Genomic DNA, 16,973 nt, shown 5'->3' on the forward strand with positions numbered 1-16,973 from the left:
TGGGAAAATGTGAAATGGCGCACCCGACAGGATTCGAACCTGTGACCTCTGCCTTCGGACGGCAGCTTTACCCTGGTTTACCCTTATCTAAGCCGGGCAAATTCGTGGAAAACGCCATTTCGCGGTCGGTTAGCACGAGTAGGGGTACCCTGCTCCCGACCCCTAGTCAACGTGATCCGATCAAGACCATCGCTCGATTGGCACGAGATTGGCACCCGCACTGGCCTTGAAGGGGTGCAACGGGGGCGACTCGCATTCCGTCTGTGTTAGATACGTGCGCGAAAAAATTCGTCGCCCTCGTGGTCCGAAAGTTGATGCTTACGTCAATCTGAGATTTCAATAAGAGCCAAGCCATCGAAGGGCTGACGGTGTAGGCCAATATCGGCTATGCACGGTCGAGAATCAGGCATGGGGGACTATCGATGAACGTCAGGCCGGTACCGACCGCAGTAATCGTTCAACAGGGCAAACTCCTTGACTTTATCGATGGCCTGACGCAGCGTAATGAGACGCCCGAGGAATACGTCCGTCAAGAAATCGCAAAGTCGCTCGTCCGCGAATACGGATACCAGAGAGCAGAAATAGCGGTCGAATTCACTCTGAACCTCGGATCACGGAAGCCTCGTGCTGATCTGGTGATCTTCAATCCTGATGACCTCCATAATCAGGACAGAGCCCGACTTATTATTGAGTGTAAGTCGCAGAAAGTAAAATCCAGCGACCGCACTGACGGCGTCGGCCAGCTCAAGAGCTATATGGCTGCGTGTCCTAACGTTGGCTACGGGATGTGGACCAACGGCTTAGAACGATTCTGCTACCGGCGCGTGAACAAGGACGGCGGTGTTTCCTTCGACGAAATCCCGGACATACCAAGTAAGGGGAGAAGCGAGGATGAGGTCGAGAGACCTCGATTCGATCAGCTCAAGGCGGCTTCTTCAGACGCTCTCCTTTTCGCCTTCCGGCGCTGCCACAACTATATCGCCGGAAACCAAGGACTACAGAAATCCGAGGCATTTTGGGAACTGCTAAAAATCATCTTCTGCAAGATCCATGACGAACGCAGTTCAAACGAAGTGGAGTTCTTCGCAACGTCGAAAGAACGTCACAACATGAATGGCCAGTCCAAGGTCATAAGGCGAGTGGGAAAACTTTTCGAGGATGTTAAGTCCGAGTACAGCACAATTTTTCGCGAGAATGAGGAAATAGTTCTAACGCCGGAAGTTTTGTCATATATCGTTACGCAGCTGCAGATGTACTCTCTTTTAGAGAGTGACATTGACGTGAAAGGGCGTGCATACGAGGAAATCGTAGGGTCGAATCTTCGGGGCGATCGTGGAGAGTTCTTCACGCCGCGCAACATCTGTCAGATGGCAGTGACGATGCTTGACCCTGGCGAGCGTCACATCGTCATGGACCCAGCTTGCGGAACAGGCGGCTTCCTGATCACAGCAATGAACTACGTGATCGACAAAATTAGGGAAACCGAGATCGACAAGTGGGGCGGCAACGTCGAACGCGCTGAAACAGCAATCCGCGCCCGCGTTCAGCGGTTCGCCCAAGCGTACATCATCGGGACCGACCTGAATCCCCACCTGGTCAAAGCCTCTAAGATGAACATGGTCATGAACAATGACGGCGCTGGTGGTCTCTTTCAGGCTAACTCACTCCAATCCCCGGCTCGCTGGGACGATGGACTTCGCAGCCGGCAGGTCATGGGGCAGATCGACCTGCTCTTCACAAACCCGCCGTTCGGCTCTAAGATTCCCATCGACGATCCGGTAATCCTTGAATCATACGACTTAGGTCACGCGTGGACCTACGACGCCAAGACCGACAAGTGGACAATGCGCAACGACGTGCAAAAGTCCCAGCCTCCGGAAATCCTTTTCATCGAACGCTGCGTCCGCCTACTGAAGCCGGGTACAGGGCGCTGTGCAATAGTTCTACCAGATGGCATCCTTGGCTCGCCGGGGGCAGGCTACGTACGCGAATGGATTCTGAAGCACACCCGCGTGCTTGCTAGTATCGATCTCCACCCCGACACTTTCCAGCCGCATGTTTCGGTTCAGACCAGCGTTCTTGTTCTTCAGCGCAAGACACAGGAGGAGATTTCTGTCGAAGCGGCGGCGGGTCGGTTCAATGACTACCAAGTGTTTATGGCCGTCGCGAACCATATCGGGCACGACAAGCGGGGCAACATAACCTACGTCCGCGACCGGACGGGCAACGAAATTGTCGAGGAGATCGAAGAGCAGACCAAAGAGTACGAAGACGGCAAGCCTGTCTACAAGCGCCAGCGCACACAGAAGAAGGTTATCGACGACAACACCCTCCAAATTGCACAGGCTTTTAGAACATGGCTGTCAGAGCAAGATTAGCGCCTCCTCGTGAAGTCAGACAGCAATGGGACTGGCATAGGGTACAGTCGACATCGCTGCCCGCGTCCATGCTCTTCGGTGGCGACCGTCGTATGGAGGCAGAGAACTTTTTGGCGTCTGGTTTCGCAACTAGGAGTGCGATTGCCGGCAAACCAACTGGATGGTCGAGCCTCGTAAGTGTGGCCCGTACATGGCAACCTTCTCGCTTGAAGGGCATACAGGTTTCTGCCGACTACGGGACCCCGTTCCTCGCCGCCACTCAGGTCTTCGATGTCCGCCCAGTGCCAAGGAAGTGGCTTTCACTGGATCGCACCAGCGACCACGCCCAGCGCCTTGTTACGGAAGGCACCATCCTACTTACCTGTTCGGGCAGTGTGGGCAGGGCAACGCTTGCTGACGCCAGCATCGCCAATACTCTCATCTCCCACGACCTCCTACGCATCGACGTGAACGATGATGCTCAACGGGGCTGGGTGTACGCCTATCTCCGAGCACCCACCGTGCGCGCTATGATGACCTCCGCGCAGTACGGGCACATGATTAAGCACCTTGAGATTGGGCACCTTAACGCGTTGCCGTTCATTGAGATTCCCGAAGGGAGTAACCTCCAGTTTTCTCGAATGGCAAGAGATGTGGTTAAGTCCCGAAATCGCGCCCATGAACTCGTGTCAGCTGCGGAGGCGCGATTTGAAGCCGAGATCGGAACCCTACCCGACCTTGGCGACGGCACTGTGGGCTTCAGCGCCCCTTCGCGCGATTTGTTTGGCTCGGGGCGGCGGCTTGAAGCCCACTATCACAATCCGATCGCACGATCTGCTGACCGGGCGGTGGCGAGCAGCAACAGAAAGCTGGAGCGACTTGCCGACTTGGTCGAACAAGTATTCATTCCGGGTCGGTTCAAGCACGTCTATGGCCCCGATGGCCTGCCGTATCTCGACAGCGCACAGATTCTCGAAGTTGCTCCAGACGTTGAAAAGTACGTACTGTCGTTACAAGGCGAACGCCGAGCTGGCTACCTCGTCGAAGCTGGAACCTTGATGCTGCCTTGCTCGGGGCAACTGCACGGAATCATTGGAAGTGTAGTTCTTGCTGGGGAATGGCACGAGAACAAGGTACTGACGAACCACATAATGCGGATTACTCCGAAGCAGAAACCCAGCATTCGGATCGGATACCTCCAAGCAGTCTTGAGTCACCCAAAACTAGGACGCCCACGTGTCCTCCGAGGGGCATACGGATCGAGCGTCCCCGAGCTTTCTACTGTTGACATTGAGAACCTTGCCGTACCGCGCCTGTCCGCTATTGCCGAAACCGAAATCGCAGATGCGATGGAGGAGGCAGCAACCTTAATGGCCCATGCAAACTCGGTCGAAGACCGGATTGCGGAGGAGGCCGAACTGATAGTCCGATCCTTCTTGAGCGCGCCAGGAAAGGCGAGATAGATATGCGAGGACGAGCGGGGCACTAGGGCTGAGACTCATTCAGACCCAGAATGCGATAAGGGTTGCGAGCGCGACGGCCGATAGATAGTTGCGGGCGAGCTTGTCGTAGCGGGTGGCGACACGCCGGAAGTCCTTCAGCCTGCAAAAGGCTGCCTCTATGCGCCAGCGGCCCTTGTAGCGGACCTGACCTGCCACTGAGTTTTTCCTCCACCTGGAGTTAGAGTCCGGCTCTCGATCGAAGGACGGACAGATGAAGCGAAAGCGATTTACGGAAGAGCAGATCATCGGGGTTCTACGCGAGCACGAGGCGGGTGCGAAGGCAGGTGACCTGGCCCGCAAGCACGGGGTCTCTGAGGCGACGCTGTATAACTGGAAGGCGAAGTATGGCGGCATGGACGTGTCCGACGCCAAGCGCCTGAGGGCTTTGGAAGACGAGAACGGGAGGCTGAAGAACCTGCTCGCCGAGCAGATGCTGGAAGCCTCGGCCCTTCGCGAGCTCCTGTCAAAAAAATGGTAGGGCCCGCCGCCAAGCGCGAAGCCGTCGCGCATCTGCAGGCCGTCATGGGTCTGTCGGAGCGTCGGGCCTGTTCCATCGTCGGTGCCGATCGCACGATGATCCGCTACCAGTCGTGCCGGGCGCCGGAGACCGAACTGCGCGGCCGGCTGCGCGATCTCGCCAACGAGCGCCGGCGTTTCGGCTATCGGCGCCTGTTCATCCTGCTGCGGCGCGAGGGCGAGCCATCAGGGATCAACCGCATCTATCGGCTCTACCGCGAGGAGGGGCTGACAGTGCGCAAGCGCCGGGCGCGGCGACGCGCGGTGGGCACGCGGGCGCCGATCCTGGTCGAGGCGAGGCCGAACGCGCGTTGGTCGCTGGACTTCGTGCACGACCAGTTTGCCTGCGGGCGGCGGTTCCGCGTGCTCAACATCGTCGACGACGTGACCCGCGAATGCCTGGGCGCCATCCCCGACACGTCGATCTCCGGTCGTCGGGTGGCCCGTGAGCTGACCGATCTGATCAGCCGTCGCGGCAAGCCGGACATGATCGTTTCCGACCACGGCACGGAGTTCACCTCGAACGCGATCCTCGCCTGGTCGAAGGATCATCGCGTCGAATGGCACTACATCGCGCCGGGCAAGCCCATGCAAAACGGTTACGTCGAATCCTTCAACGGCCGGATGCGCGACGAACTCCTGAACGAGAGCCTGTTCTTCGGCCTCGACCACGCCCGCAACGCCATCGCCGAGTGGCGGCAGGACTTCAACTCTGCGAGACCTCATTCCTCGCTCGGATACCAGACCCCGGCGGCCTTCGCCGGAACTCTCGCCGCAACCGCCTCCGACGCTTCGCTCGATAAGGGCTTCGCGTCTCCACCGGTTGCTCGAACCGCGCCCTACGGCGTAACAGAAACGGCCAAGGCTCTAACCGCCGCTGGATGAAAGTTCAGTGGCAGGTCAAGGTCGGCACACCGCATGTTGAGAAGTTCACCGCGCCGCATGCCAGTTTCGATAGCCAACCGGATACCCGGTTCCAGCCACTTGGTCCGGCCTTCCGCACAAGCGGCTAGGAGCGCCGCTAGCTCGTCTGCGCGAAGCCGTCTGTTGCGTCCGGTAGCGGCCTTGGGCTTGCGGACGTTGGCGAGAGGGTTCGCCTGCAAGGGTATGTCCCATTCTCGCCGCGCGACCTCAAACACAGTGCGCAACAGGCCCAACTCCCGTATGACGGTCCCCGCCTCGACCTCTCCAAGCCGCTTGTCTCTGTGCCGGGTGAATGCCTGTGGCGTGATCCGCGCCAAGGACAGCTTGGTCCAGTCGTAGCGTAGGAATACCTCTATCCGCTTGGCTTCCGACGCATGACCGCGCTTGCCCGGCGTCACGTCCCGTACATAGCGACGCAATAGGTCAGCTACGGTTGTGCGCTCCAAGCTTGAAGGGTCGTAAGCAAGCCCGGTACGGTCCAGCTCTTGTTCGGTCTGCCGTATCCAGCGCAGCGCGTCGGCACGGTTGATGAAGTTCTTTGACCGGGGGGCGTGTCCGATACGTCGCACACGGGCCTGCCACTTGTCGTTTCGTCTCTGTAGGGAAGCCATGAAAAGTCCTTCAGTTGGCACCAGATTGGCACCGACTGCGAGTTGGACTATTTCCACCGTTAGGAGGCCGGCTCTAAACCCTTGCATTTCAAGAGCTTAAGTGGCGCACCCGACAGGATTCGAACCTGTGACCTCTGCCTTCGGAGGGCAGCACTCTATCCAGCTGAGCTACGGGTGCCCGGCCGCGGCTATTATTCCGCAGCTTGGGACGTGCCGGATGAACCGACGCGGCATAGGTGCTTCATAACCGATGCCTTGCCGCGCATCAACTGGCGAATGCGCGGCAAGGGCAGCGCGGCCCTCCTCTGGCAGAAGTCACAGGTTCGAATCCTGTCGAGTGCGCGAGTGGGGGGGTGTGCCATGCGGCCACTGCGCCTCGCCCCTAGTTCAAATCTACGGAATGGCCACTCCCGATTGGTCAAATTCACCTGAAATCAATGTGAATGCGACGACCTCAAAGACGCTGATCCTCGGCCGGAAGCCCCACGTAAGCAGTAGCGTCTCATCCGGGACGACATCAACCGAAGGAGGATCACATGAAAAGCATCAAGCTCGCTCTGGTCGCAGCCGTGTCATTGGCGTTCGTCGCCCAGGCCAAGGCCGCCGATATCGTCGATACTGCTGTCGAGGCGGGATCATTCACAACCCTTGTTGCCGCTGTCCAAGCCGCGGGGCTTGTGGACACGCTCAAGGGCGAAGGGCCTTTCACGGTCTTCGCCCCGACTGACGAAGCCTTTGCCGCCCTGCCCGAAGGGACGGTCGAGAACCTGCTCAAGCCAGAGAACAAGGACCAGCTGACGGCGATCCTCACCTACCACGTTGTGCCGGGCAAGGTGATGTCGTCCGATCTGACCGACGACATGATGGCGAAGACCGTGCAAGGCGGCGAGATAAAGATCGATCTCGACAACGGCGTCATGGTGAATGACGCAACCGTCGTCACTGCGGACGTTTCGGCCGACAACGGCGTCATCCACGTGATCGACAAGGTCATCATGCCTCCGATGTGATCTGCGCGGTTGTCTTCCTGCCGGCCACGGTGCGAATGGCCGGCAGGACAACGATGTCGATACCCTCTTATAGTAGCCGACCTCAGCGCCATTGAGCACGACGTCGGCTTCCAGTATTTTCACTGATGCTGGCGAGGGGCAGATGGACATCAGCTTGCAGAATCCACTCTTGGCGACCTACGCCGTCGCCGCCTGCGTGATGATTCTCAAAGTCGTAGGAATGTCATGGCTGATGGTCTGGCGAATGATCCAGGAGAAAGGCGGCTACCGTTCGCCTGAGGATTTGCGCAAGACGCGGCTCAATCCCAATCCGGACCCGAAGCAGATAGAGCCGAACGAACAAGTCGAGCGAATCCGCCGCATTCACCAGAACGACCTGGAGAATATACCCTTTTTCCTGGTTGCTGGTTTCTTGTTTATACTGACCGACCCGCCGCTCTGGCTGGCTTGGCTTATACTCTACGGCTACGTCGCCTCCAGGCTTCTGCATTTTGCAGCATACTTTACTGCTCAAACCCATGACATGCGCGCCAATCTGTGGACGGTCGGGTCATTGATCCTGACCTTCATGACGCTGTGGTCGCTGGTGGCGGCTTTGGCAGCCTGACACTCTGGTGAATCCGCCAGGAACGTCATGCGATGCCGATTCAGCTGGATCGACCTTCCAGCCCCCCAATCGCAGCTGGGATCGCATCCGTACCGTTGCAGTCGCGCGAGGGGTTAGAAGATGTCTTTGGCTGCTTCGCTCCCGGGCCGCACGTCCGTGGATCCGGTAGGGCCTCTGATGACCTGGTTCCTTGCAGGACCGGCGATTCGGAGCAGGTGGTTCGGGGCAGGTCGTCCACAATCTCAAGCCACGGCATTCTGCTTCCGATCCTCCCGTGAACTGCGGGCGGAAAATTCTGCGGCTCATCGATAGCGGCCGTGAAGACGACCAGATAAACCGGAAGTCATCGGATATCGTAGCAAATACCATTGTATAAATAGCGTCATTGTGCGACTGTTTTTATTACGAATTTCTTATCGCAGACTGCTTAGTATTTATTCATATAACAATAAAATCGATGCATCAAAGGGAGTATTATTCATGTTTAGATCGCTTCTATGCGCATTTTCTTTTTTATCGGCTTTTACGTTCTATCAGGAATCCGCTCTGGCTCAGGACAAGACGACGGTTCGAGACCATCGTTCCAGTGAAACGGTGAGAGATCATCGCACCCAAAAAGCCGTCAGGGACCACAGGACCAAGTCAGTGCTTCTGACGAAGGGTGAGTGCACCCAACTCGGAGGTGACGTAAAGGAAACCGGCGTCAGCATCTGTGGTTCTGCAGAATACTGCAGCCGGGTAGGCAAAGATGGAACGATCTATAGGGTGTGTATCTCGCAAGCCACCAAGGCGAGCACTTCCAGCTCATCCAAGGGCGTGCCCCGCCCGTCGAGGAGACCCACTGCAACAGCAGGAGGCAGTGCCGTTGCGGTACCGCTCACGACTGCGGAATGCGAAGGGCTCGGCGGAGTCGTCCGCAATGCCACGGAATGCGGTGTGGTGAAGAAGGCCTGCATCACCACTGACCAGAGCGGCGTCATCCGCACGGCTTGCATCAACAAGGCGACCGAATAGGTGAGGCGCGGCTTGGGGGCGGTAGCAGCTAACGGAGCGGCCGCCTCTACCCCGCTTTGCGGAGGCCCGGGTGCCCGTATGGGCGGCACGGGCGCAACTCCCTGACGCTGAGCCGTCTGGTGAGGCGGTCCGGGTAAGACGGCTCCCGCGCGATGGTCCTCGTCGCCGTCGAGCGTGAAGCCGGCTTTGATGACGACCTGGAATCACGCATCTCCATGTTCGAACGTGTCACCGCGTCTGAAGCACTTCGAACCAGCGCAAGTTCCGTATCGACTATCCGGCCCTCCCAATCGCAGCTGGGATCGCGTCCATACCGTTACAGTTGCGCGCGGGGTTCAAAATGTCTTCGGCGGCTTCGCTCCTGGACCCCACGTCTGCGGATCCGGTAGACCCACCGATGACCAGGCTTCTTGCAGGACCCGCGATTCGGAGCAGGTGGTTCGGGGCAGGTCGTCCAGGATTTCGAGCCACGGCATTCTGCTTTCGATCCCGCCGTGAACTGCTGGAGGAAAATTTTGCGGCTCATCGAGAGCGGCCGTGAAGACGACCAGATAGGCCGCAGGTCGCGGCGCGATCAGTCGGTAGGTGAGGCTGGATCCACAATCAGGGCAGAACCCGCGCTCTGCTATCGGCGAGGATGCATAGTAGCGTGGCACGGCCGCCGGAAAATGAACCGCCGATGCTGGAAATGCCGTCCATGTGCTCATTGCCGAGCCTGTCAGTTTTTGACAAATCCGACAGTGACAGTAGCCGGTGCTTATGGGCGGCATGCTGATTTCAAGTCTGATGGAGCCGCACAGACAACCTCCCTTGATGAGGTTGCTTGAGAGCATTTCCTGGCTGAAATCAAAGAGCCCCTGTGCAGGGCCTGCATTGTGTCCGCTCTTGTAGACCCGGACCGGCGCGTCATTCTCCTTGAGTTTCTTGTAGCCAAGCTCCTCGAACTCGACCTCGACCTTGCCTCGAACCTGCGACATTGCCTCGCCGGAAATCGCGATGCCTCCGGGATCAGCGTAGGCTTGTAGGCGGGCAGCAGCATTGACGCCCTCACCAAGAAGATCCGTTCCCTGCAGAACGACGTCGCCGACGGAAACTCCGATGCGCAGACGCAGCGGATTGCGATCTCCGGATCTATGCGCATCGAGAGCAGCCATCTTCTGGATCCCGATTGCGCTATGGATAGCTTCGATCGTGCTGGAGAATTCCGCCAGCACACCGTCTCCCAGTGTCTTGAAGACGCGGCCGCGATGCGCTTCGATTTGAATGGTGATGACGTTGTTCACCAGCCGCTCCAACCGGGCGAGCGTGCCTTCCTCGTCATTGGCGACCAGTCCCGAGAAGCCAACAACGTCAGCGGCCATAATGGCGGCGAGTTTACGCTCCATCGCATCGCTCCTCGCGGCAAGTGTATCGGTCCCTTGGCCGGGACTCCATCGTGGATCGTGCGCGGTTTGCGTGTATGAGACAATATGGGGCGGACTTATCGTTGGCTTTCGAACCTGATCTGAGGCAGAATCGGCCGCCAATCTCGCGGCGGGTGCCAGATGACGTTCTTCGAGTGGCTGCAGTTCGTCTACGACATCTGCGGCGGTCAGACCACGATCGAGAATTGGCGGCCGATCGCGATCGGCTCCAATCTGGCCATTGCGATCGCCTATTTCTGGATTCCCCTCGACATGGCGATCGTGTTTCGCCGCTGGCAGCGGGAAATCCCGTTTCCTTGGCTGTGGACCGGCTTCGTCGCCTTCATCCTGGCCTGCGGCGCCACCCACGTCGTACATGCCTTTCACGTGGTGCGCAGCGATCTTGCCTATTCGACGCCGGAGATCGTCGTCATGGTCATGACCGCGCTGATCTCGCTGGGGACCGCGGCCGGTTTCACCGTCATACTGCCGCGGGTCATGAAGTTCACCGCTCCCTCTGAGATGCAGCGTCGTCTGCAGGAGGCGGTCGATGCCGCCACGGCCGACCTGGAAAAGGCACTGGCGCAGGAGCGGCTCCTGCTGCGCGAGGTGCATCACCGGGTCAAGAACAACCTTCAGGTCACGGCGAGCATGGTGAACCTGCACATTCGCCGTTCGCGACAGAGCGACACCACGGACCTCGCCGCGCTTCGCGATCGAATCACCGCCATGGCGGACGTGCACTCCCAGCTCCAGGAGGCCGGTGTCGGGGCGTTCTCGGTCCGGTCCTTCGCAACCGAGCTCTGCCGCAAGCTGGCGGTTTCCTTCGGGCGCCCGGACGTGGCGTGCCGCGTCACCGGCGCCGACCTCGACATTCCGTTCGAGCGCGCCACGCCGCTGGCGCTGGTCATGAACGAAGTCGTTTCGAACGTCTTCAAGCATGCCTTCGCCGACGGCGGGGGCAGCCGGATCACCATCGAGCTCGAGGAAGCCGACGGCACCGAGACGATCAGGGTCGTCGACGATGGGGCGGGCATGCCGGACGGCGACCGCCAGGGCGGGATCGGGCTCACCCTCATCGAATCGCTCGCCGTACAGCTCGGCGGAAGCGTCGAGTGGCAGCGCGGCCCCGATGGTGGAACGGTGTTTTCGATGCGCATGCGGCACGCCGTCGACGAAGGAAGCAGCAGGCAGCCCAGATCCGCCGCGCGCGGGACCACACCTCTCGGCCCCGCCGCCCCGAGCCCCGGCATCGCTTGACCGCCGTCCTTTGCCTGCGGTCTCCGACGTAGCCTACCGCTCCGCTGCGTCGGTCTCGGGGGCAGGGGGAACGGGGTTCATCACCTGTCCCGGCTTCCTCGGCTGCGACAGCGGCGTCGGGGTCGGGGTATTGCCCTTGAGCAGGCCGGTGCCGGCATACATGCCGCCGCTCAGCTGCATCTCGAACCGTTCGCCGTCGCGCCTGCGCACCTCGTCGATCAGTTCGGCGGCCTCGTCCTTATCGGTTCCCAGCGTCATCAGTGTCTCGCGGCCGAACGAGAGTGCCGATTCGAAGGTCTCGCGGATCTGGTAGTCGACGCCGGCATGGATGAGGTCGAGCGCCGCGCCGCGGTCGAAGGCGCGCGCAAGGACGGGCGTTAGCGGGAACTCGGTCTTGAGGTGCTCCACGATCCTGAGCGCGGTCTCGGGCTTGTCGACGCAGACCAGGACCGCGCGCGCTCGCCCCGCGCCGGCCGTGTGCAGGATGTCGAGCCGCGTGCCGTCGCCGTAGTAGACCTTGAAGCCGAAATCCGCCGCCGCCTGGATCATCTCGACGTCGTTGTCGATGATGGAGACGTCCATGCCTTGCAGGAGCAGCGGCTGGCTCGCGACCTGCCCGAAGCGGCCGAATCCGATGACCAGCACGCTGCCGTCGAGCCCATCGGCGATCTCCACGCCTTCGAGCGTCTGTTCGTCGCGCGGCAGGACAAAGCGCAGGCCGAGGATGGCGATCGGGGTGATGACCATGGAGATGATGACGATGGCTGTCAGCACGGCGTTGGCCTCGGCGTCGATGATGCCGACCGACGCGGCGGCGGCATAGAGCACGAAGGCGAACTCGCCGCCCTGTGCCATCAGCACGGCGCGTTCCAGCGCTTCCGAATGGCCGTGGCGCAGGAGACGCGCGACGGCGTAGATGCCGGCCGCCTTCACCAGCATGTAGGCGACCACGTAGAGCGCGATCATTCCCCAGTTCGCCAGCACGACGGTGAGGTCGAGCGACATGCCGACGGCGAGGAAGAAAAGACCCAGGAGTATGCCGCGGAAAGGTTCGACGTCGGCCTCGAGCTGGTGTCGGAAGGTCGATTCCGACAGGAGCACGCCGGCGAGGAAGGCGCCCATCGCCATCGAGAGCCCGCCGAGCTGCATGGCAAGTGCGGAGCCGAGCACGACCAGCAGCGCCGCCGCCGTCATCACCTCCCGCGCATGGGCGTCTGCGAGGATACGGAACAGCGGGTTGAGCAAATAGCGACCGGCAACGATCAACCCGGCGATCGCCCCGATGCCGATCGCCACGTCCGTCAGCCGCTCAGCCGTCGAGACCTCGCCGCCGCCGGGCGCCAGGAAGGCGATGAGGGCGAGCAACGGCACGATGGCGAGGTCTTCCAGGAGCAGGATCGAGACGATCCGCTGGCCGCGCGTACTCGCCATCTGGCCGCGTTCTTCGAGAAGCTGCATCACGATCGCCGTCGAGGTGAGCACGAAGCCGGCGCCCGCCACGAAGGAGGGGACTATGCCGAAACCGCCGGCCAGTCCTACGGCGGTAAGCAGAAGGGCGCATAGCCCGGCCTGCAGCAGGCCAAGGCCGAAGATCTCGGTGCGCAGGCTCCACAGCCGCGACGGTCGCATCTCGAGCCCGATGATGAAGAGGAACATCACCACGCCGAGTTCCGCGACGTGCAGGATCGCCTCCGGATCGTCGAACAGGCGCAGCCCGAACGGGCCGATCGCCAGACCGGCGGCGAGGTAGCCGAGGATCGAGCCGAGCCCCAATCGCTTGAAGATCGGCACGGCCACGACGCCCGCCCCGAGGAGGGCGACAACCTGGATCAACTCGCCGCCGCTCGCCTCTCCGGCCATTATGCGCTCCTCTTCACGTTGCGAGGGATTGTTTCCGATTTTCGTCGTCGGCGGAAGATGCGTCGCGAGCGGGAGCCCGGCGCGGCGCCAATCCCGTCAGGCGTCTTCAAAGCCGGTCAGGACGCCGACGGCGTTGACGCCGATCTCTTCCACCGCATAGCCGCCCTCCATGACGATCAGGGTCGGCAGCCCGAGCGCGGCGATGCGCCGGCCGATCTTCGGAAAATCCTCCGTGACCAATCTGAACTTCGAGATCGGATCCTTCTCGAAGGTATCGACGCCGAGCGACACGACGACAACGTCCGGTGTGAACGCGGCAAGGCGCGCGCAGGCATCCTCCAGGGCTTCGCTCCAGCGCTCCCACGCGGTGCCGAAAGGCATGGGGTAGTTGTGGTTGAAGCCCTCGCCCTCGCCTTCTCCACGCTCGTCGGCATGGCCGAGAAAGAACGGGTACTCCACCATCGGATCGGCATGGAGGTTGAGCACTTGCACGTCGCCCCGGCGATAGAAGATCTGCTGGGTTCCGTTGCCGTGGTGATAGTCGATGTCGAGGATGGAGACCCTCCCGGCCCCCTGATCGCGCAGCCATTGCGCGGCGACGGCGGCATTGTTGACGTAGCAGTAGCCGCCCATGAAGGAGGAACCGGCGTGATGTCCGGGCGGACGGCAGAGCGCGAAGACCGCGCGTTCGCCACCATTCACCAGCGCCGCGGCGGTGAGGGCCGTGTCGTGGGACGACTTGATCGCCTCCCACGTACCTGCCACGAAGCCGGCGCCCCCGTCGAAGGAATAGTAGCCGTGCAGCGCCTCCACCGCCTGTGGCGGCACGTCGCCGCGAAGGCCTCGCGTGGGCCACGCGAAGGGCAGGGCGGTTCCGCCGCGGCCCTCGGCCGCCCAGCGGTCCCAGACGGTCGGCAGGAAGTTAAGATAGCCGGCATCGTGAACCTTCCCGGCACTGGCGAGATCGAAGGGCTCGGGGGCGAGGATCGGGCCGAGCCCCACCGTTTCGATGCGCCCGCGGATGAACTCGGCGCGCGACGGCATCTCGAAGGCCGGCAGCATCTCGCCGGCCAAGAGTTCCAGGTTTCCGGCGTGCCCGGCATGCTTCGGTGAAAATACGGTTTTCAATGGGTCCTCCGACGACCTTACGTTGGGTAATCAGCACACAAACAGTTGGATGGCCCTTGAGTAAGATTTGAGCAAGTTTTCCAACGCATTCTGCTGTCTTGCCGGTGATTCGCACTGACGACGCACCGGAGGGGATATTCAAGGGCATCGTGCACGAGGGGCAAACATGAATTTCATTTCCTGCATCGCTGGCGCCGCGGCGCTGGGGCTGACGGCGTTCGGGGATACGGCATTGGCGCAGGACCATGTCGGTCCGGTGACCGAATACGTCAATTCGAACGTGCTGCCATGGCTTTCGGACCCGCTGATCGTCAAGGCGATAAAGGACCAGAACGCAGCCAACGCTTCGCTCGGCCAGGCCGATATCAATGCGCTCGACGAGAAGTGGCGTGCCGAAACCGAAGCCGGCAGTCATCCGATGATTGACGGGGTGCTGGGCAACGACCTGTCGAAGTTCTTGGCGGCCAAGCAGGAGGAGTCGGCAGGCATGATCGCCGAGGTGTTCGTCATGGACGACAAGGGCCTCAATGTCGGCCAGAGCGCCGTGACGTCCGACTACTGGCAGGGCGACGAGGCGAAATGGCAGAAGTCCTACGGCGCCGGCGCGGGAGCCATTTTCGTGGACGAGGTGGAGAAGGACGAGTCCACGCAGGCATTGCAGTCTCAGGTCAGCATAGCGATCTCCGATCCGGCCTCCAACGAGGTCATCGGCGCGATCACCCTGGGCATCAACGTCGAAGGGCTCTGAGCCCTTCGCATCATTGGGGGCGAACGCCAGAATGGGCACTCGCAGGGTATCGAGAGTCTTCGGCCGCATGACGATCACGATGAAGCTGATCCTCGCCGCGGTCGTCGTAAACGTCGCCGGCCTGGCGGCTTCCGTCTATTTCGTCGACAGGACAGCGGAGCAGAGCCTCTACGCCCTCGCCACAAGCGAGTGGCGCATGCAGACGAGCCAGATCGCCACCGCCGCCGCCGGCGGGATCAAATGGAAGAAGCCCGAAGTCGTGGCCGACGCCTATGCGGCCTACGAGAACGACGAGGACCGTTCGCTTTCCCGCGCGGTCGCGTTCGACGCCGATGGGGCCGAGATCACGGCGTTCGCTGCCGATGGCGTGGAGACGGGAGCCATCGACAGCGCCATCCGCGAGATCGTCGCCGGTTCGCCGGATACTATCGAGAGCATGATACTCGATGGCAGCGTCGTGATGGTCGCGCCTTCCGGACAGACCGCGGACGGCAAGCCGCTCGGCCACGTCGCCGTTGCTTGGAACACGGCCGCCGTCGAGGACATCCGATCCTCCCTGAACGCGAGTTCGACGCTGGCGCAGGGTCTCTCGACCCTTGTGCTCGTGCTGCTTCTTTTCCTGACCATCCGCCTCGTCGTGGGGCGGCCGTTGAATGCGCTGAACGGACGCATCGAGAAGCTGTCGGCGGGCGACCTGGAGACCGAGGTCGGCCATCAGCACCGCTCCGACGAGATCGGCGTCATCGCCCGCGCGCTGGAAGGATTCCGGACCGCCTCGCTGGCAAAGCTCGACGCGGACCGCGAACTGGAGGACCAGCGCCGTTCGATGGAAGAACAGCGCAACCAGAACGATACTTCTCGCGCCTCCGCCGCCAAGCTGCAGGCCGCGGTCGTGCGCCTCATCGGCGCCGCGCTGTCGCGGTTGGCCGAAGGGGATCTCACCACCCGCCTGAAGGTGGATTTTCCGACGGAGTACCAGAAGCTGAAGGACGACTTCAATCTCGCCATGGACCGGCTCCAGGACGCCATGCAGCGGATCGTGGAGACCGGCGGGCAACTCGAGAACGGTACGAGCGAGATACGCCGCGCCGCCGACGATCTGGCACGGCGCACCGAACAGCAGGCCGCCACCATCGAGCAGACCGTCGCAGCCGTGGGCGAGATCACCCGATCCGTCTCAGCTACGGCGGCAGGTGCCGGTAATGCGCGCGCCGCCGTCACCGAAGTGACGGCCGACGCCGGGCGCAGCGACGAGGTCGTCGGCCAGGCCATCGCGGCCATGTCCGGCATCGAGAAGTCGTCGGGCGAAATCACCAAGATCATCGGCGTCATCGACGAGATCGCCTTCCAGACCAACCTCCTGGCGCTCAACGCGGGGGTGGAAGCCGCCCGCGCTGGCGAGGCGGGCCGCGGTTTCGCGGTTGTGGCCCAGGAGGTGCGCGGGCTGGCGCAGCGGTCTGCCGACGCCGCGCGCGAGATCAAGCAGTTGATTCAGAGTTCGGCCGCTCAGGTGAAGACTGGCGCGCAACTGGTGGGCGAAACCGGCGAATTCATCGAGCGCATCGCGGCCAAGGTGGGCAACATCTCCACCATCGTCGTCGAGATCGCCAAGGGCGCCGAAGAGCAGGCCAACACGCTGCGCGAGATCAACACGGCGATGAACGGCATCGACACCGCCACACAGCAGGGGGCGGCGATGGCCGAGCAGTTCACCGCCACCAGCCACAGCCTCGCCCAGGACGGCGTGGAGTTGAAGCGGCTGATCGCGCACTTCAGGACGGAGGGCGAGAGCCACGTCCGCCCGGTGCCGCGGCATGTCGACACGCAGCGCAACGCACCGGAAAGGGCGCGACCGTCACGCGGCGGACGGCCTATGACCCACGGCTCCGCAGCGCTGGACATGCGCGCCGAGGAGGACGGCTGGGAGGAATTCTGAGCAAGAGGCCGTCAGGTCTCACGAACCGAGTTGCGCCCGGATCCTGATCCGGGCGTGCAATCGTCTCGCCTCCGATTTCGGCCACGAGCTTCAACCT

General features: G+C 61.5%; 13 protein-coding genes, 2 tRNA genes and 1 pseudogene. 9 read left to right on the forward strand and 7 right to left on the reverse strand.

The window, feature by feature from the left end; translation table 11 throughout:
* Nucleotides 1–15: 15 nt before the first annotated feature.
* Nucleotides 16–81 (reverse strand) — tRNA-OTHER (locus BSQ44_RS06355).
* A 341-nt stretch (nt 82–422) separates the two neighbouring features.
* On the opposite strand from BSQ44_RS06355, the gene BSQ44_RS06360 reads away from it, so the two are divergent.
* Entirely contained in the window at nt 423–2,378 is a 1,956-nt protein-coding gene (locus tag BSQ44_RS06360) for an N-6 DNA methylase (protein WP_072602441.1), read from the forward strand.
* A gap of 206 nt (nt 2,379–2,584) precedes the next feature.
* Nucleotides 2,585–3,820 carry a restriction endonuclease subunit S domain-containing protein gene (locus BSQ44_RS06365; RefSeq protein ID WP_072602442.1) on the forward strand — a complete coding sequence of 412 codons (1,236 nt, stop codon included), beginning with the start codon at nt 2,585–2,587 and terminating at the stop codon, nt 3,818–3,820.
* A gap of 39 nt (nt 3,821–3,859) precedes the next feature.
* On the opposite strand, the pseudogene BSQ44_RS26490 reads toward BSQ44_RS06365, so the two are convergent.
* Nucleotides 3,860–4,000, reverse strand: a pseudogene (locus BSQ44_RS26490) (transposase); the annotation flags it as partial.
* Nucleotides 4,001–4,070: 70 nt separating this feature from the next.
* Here BSQ44_RS26490 and BSQ44_RS06380 point away from each other — a divergent pair.
* A protein-coding gene (locus BSQ44_RS06380) for an IS3 family transposase (protein WP_114579923.1) occupies nt 4,071–5,260 on the forward strand; the annotation gives its coding sequence in 2 pieces (ribosomal slippage) (nt 4,071–4,323 and nt 4,323–5,260; 1,191 coding nt in all).
* Here BSQ44_RS06380 and BSQ44_RS26495 read toward each other — a convergent pair.
* Nucleotides 5,215–5,910, reverse strand: a complete 696-nt coding sequence (locus tag BSQ44_RS26495; RefSeq protein WP_072602443.1) for a site-specific integrase — start codon at nt 5,908–5,910, stop codon at nt 5,215–5,217. The two genes, BSQ44_RS06380 and BSQ44_RS26495, sit on opposite strands and share 46 nt — an antisense overlap.
* Before the next feature lie 101 nt (nt 5,911–6,011).
* A tRNA-Arg gene (locus BSQ44_RS06390) sits at nt 6,012–6,088 on the reverse strand.
* 358 nt (nt 6,089–6,446) lie between these two features.
* Between BSQ44_RS06390 and BSQ44_RS06395 the strand changes: the two genes are divergently transcribed.
* The 3 genes from BSQ44_RS06395 to BSQ44_RS26790 all read left to right on the forward strand — a co-directional run bounded on the left by BSQ44_RS06395 (nt 6,447) and on the right by BSQ44_RS26790 (nt 8,541).
* Nucleotides 6,447–6,920, forward strand: coding sequence for a fasciclin domain-containing protein (locus tag BSQ44_RS06395; RefSeq protein ID WP_072602444.1), 474 nt, complete (start codon nt 6,447–6,449; stop codon nt 6,918–6,920).
* 142 nt (nt 6,921–7,062) lie between these two features.
* Complete coding sequence (locus tag BSQ44_RS06400; protein ID WP_072602445.1) at nt 7,063–7,527, forward strand: MAPEG family protein; 465 nt, start codon at nt 7,063–7,065, stop codon at nt 7,525–7,527.
* A 480-nt stretch (nt 7,528–8,007) separates the two neighbouring features.
* Entirely contained in the window at nt 8,008–8,541 is a 534-nt protein-coding gene (locus BSQ44_RS26790) for a hypothetical protein (protein ID WP_157894522.1), read from the forward strand.
* 335 nt (nt 8,542–8,876) lie between these two features.
* Here the strand turns inward: BSQ44_RS26790 and BSQ44_RS27145 are convergent, their stop codons facing one another.
* Nucleotides 8,877–9,926 carry a GFA family protein gene (locus tag BSQ44_RS27145; protein ID WP_072602446.1) on the reverse strand — a complete coding sequence of 350 codons (1,050 nt, stop codon included), beginning with the start codon at nt 9,924–9,926 and terminating at the stop codon, nt 8,877–8,879.
* A gap of 159 nt (nt 9,927–10,085) precedes the next feature.
* Here BSQ44_RS27145 and BSQ44_RS06410 point away from each other — a divergent pair, with 159 nt between their 5' ends.
* A complete protein-coding gene (locus BSQ44_RS06410; RefSeq protein ID WP_072602447.1) occupies nt 10,086–11,204 on the forward strand; it encodes a sensor histidine kinase in 1,119 nt (372 codons plus the stop codon).
* Nucleotides 11,205–11,237: 33 nt separating this feature from the next.
* Here BSQ44_RS06410 and BSQ44_RS06415 read toward each other — a convergent pair whose 3' ends face one another.
* Together BSQ44_RS06415 and BSQ44_RS06420 are read right to left on the reverse strand one after the other, a co-directional pair.
* A complete protein-coding gene (locus tag BSQ44_RS06415) occupies nt 11,238–13,064 on the reverse strand; it encodes a monovalent cation:proton antiporter-2 (CPA2) family protein (RefSeq protein ID WP_072602448.1) in 1,827 nt (608 codons plus the stop codon).
* 96 nt (nt 13,065–13,160) lie between these two features.
* Nucleotides 13,161–14,192: a histone deacetylase family protein gene (locus BSQ44_RS06420; protein WP_072602449.1), complete on the reverse strand. Its 1,032-nt coding sequence runs from the start codon at nt 14,190–14,192 to the stop codon at nt 13,161–13,163.
* A 166-nt stretch (nt 14,193–14,358) separates the two neighbouring features.
* Here BSQ44_RS06420 and BSQ44_RS06425 point away from each other — a divergent pair, with 166 nt between their 5' ends.
* Complete coding sequence (locus tag BSQ44_RS06425) at nt 14,359–14,940, forward strand: hypothetical protein (protein WP_210187925.1); 582 nt, start codon at nt 14,359–14,361, stop codon at nt 14,938–14,940.
* Nucleotides 14,941–15,007: 67 nt separating this feature from the next.
* Nucleotides 15,008–16,876: a methyl-accepting chemotaxis protein gene (locus BSQ44_RS06430; protein WP_072602450.1), complete on the forward strand. Its 1,869-nt coding sequence runs from the start codon at nt 15,008–15,010 to the stop codon at nt 16,874–16,876.
* Nucleotides 16,877–16,973: the final 97 nt, after the last annotated feature.

The sequence above is a fragment of the Aquibium oceanicum genome, assembly GCF_001889605.1.
Classification (GTDB): Bacteria; Pseudomonadota; Alphaproteobacteria; order Rhizobiales; family Rhizobiaceae; genus Aquibium; species Aquibium oceanicum.

Coding starts and splice junctions, on each gene's coding strand:
- BSQ44_RS06360 (WP_072602441.1), top strand. CDS start 423: ATGAACGTCAGGCCGGTACCGACCGCAGTAATCGTTCAACAGGGCAAA.
- BSQ44_RS26495 (WP_072602443.1), bottom strand. CDS start 5,910: ATGGCTTCCCTACAGAGACGAAACGACAAGTGGCAGGCCCGTGTGCGA.
- BSQ44_RS06395 (WP_072602444.1), top strand. CDS start 6,447: ATGAAAAGCATCAAGCTCGCTCTGGTCGCAGCCGTGTCATTGGCGTTC.
- BSQ44_RS06400 (WP_072602445.1), top strand. CDS start 7,063: ATGGACATCAGCTTGCAGAATCCACTCTTGGCGACCTACGCCGTCGCC.
- BSQ44_RS26790 (WP_157894522.1), top strand. CDS start 8,008: ATGTTTAGATCGCTTCTATGCGCATTTTCTTTTTTATCGGCTTTTACG.
- BSQ44_RS27145 (WP_072602446.1), bottom strand. CDS start 9,926: ATGGAGCGTAAACTCGCCGCCATTATGGCCGCTGACGTTGTTGGCTTC.
- BSQ44_RS06410 (WP_072602447.1), top strand. CDS start 10,086: ATGACGTTCTTCGAGTGGCTGCAGTTCGTCTACGACATCTGCGGCGGT.
- BSQ44_RS06415 (WP_072602448.1), bottom strand. CDS start 13,064: ATGGCCGGAGAGGCGAGCGGCGGCGAGTTGATCCAGGTTGTCGCCCTC.
- BSQ44_RS06425 (WP_210187925.1), top strand. CDS start 14,359: ATGAATTTCATTTCCTGCATCGCTGGCGCCGCGGCGCTGGGGCTGACG.
- BSQ44_RS06430 (WP_072602450.1), top strand. CDS start 15,008: ATGACGATCACGATGAAGCTGATCCTCGCCGCGGTCGTCGTAAACGTC.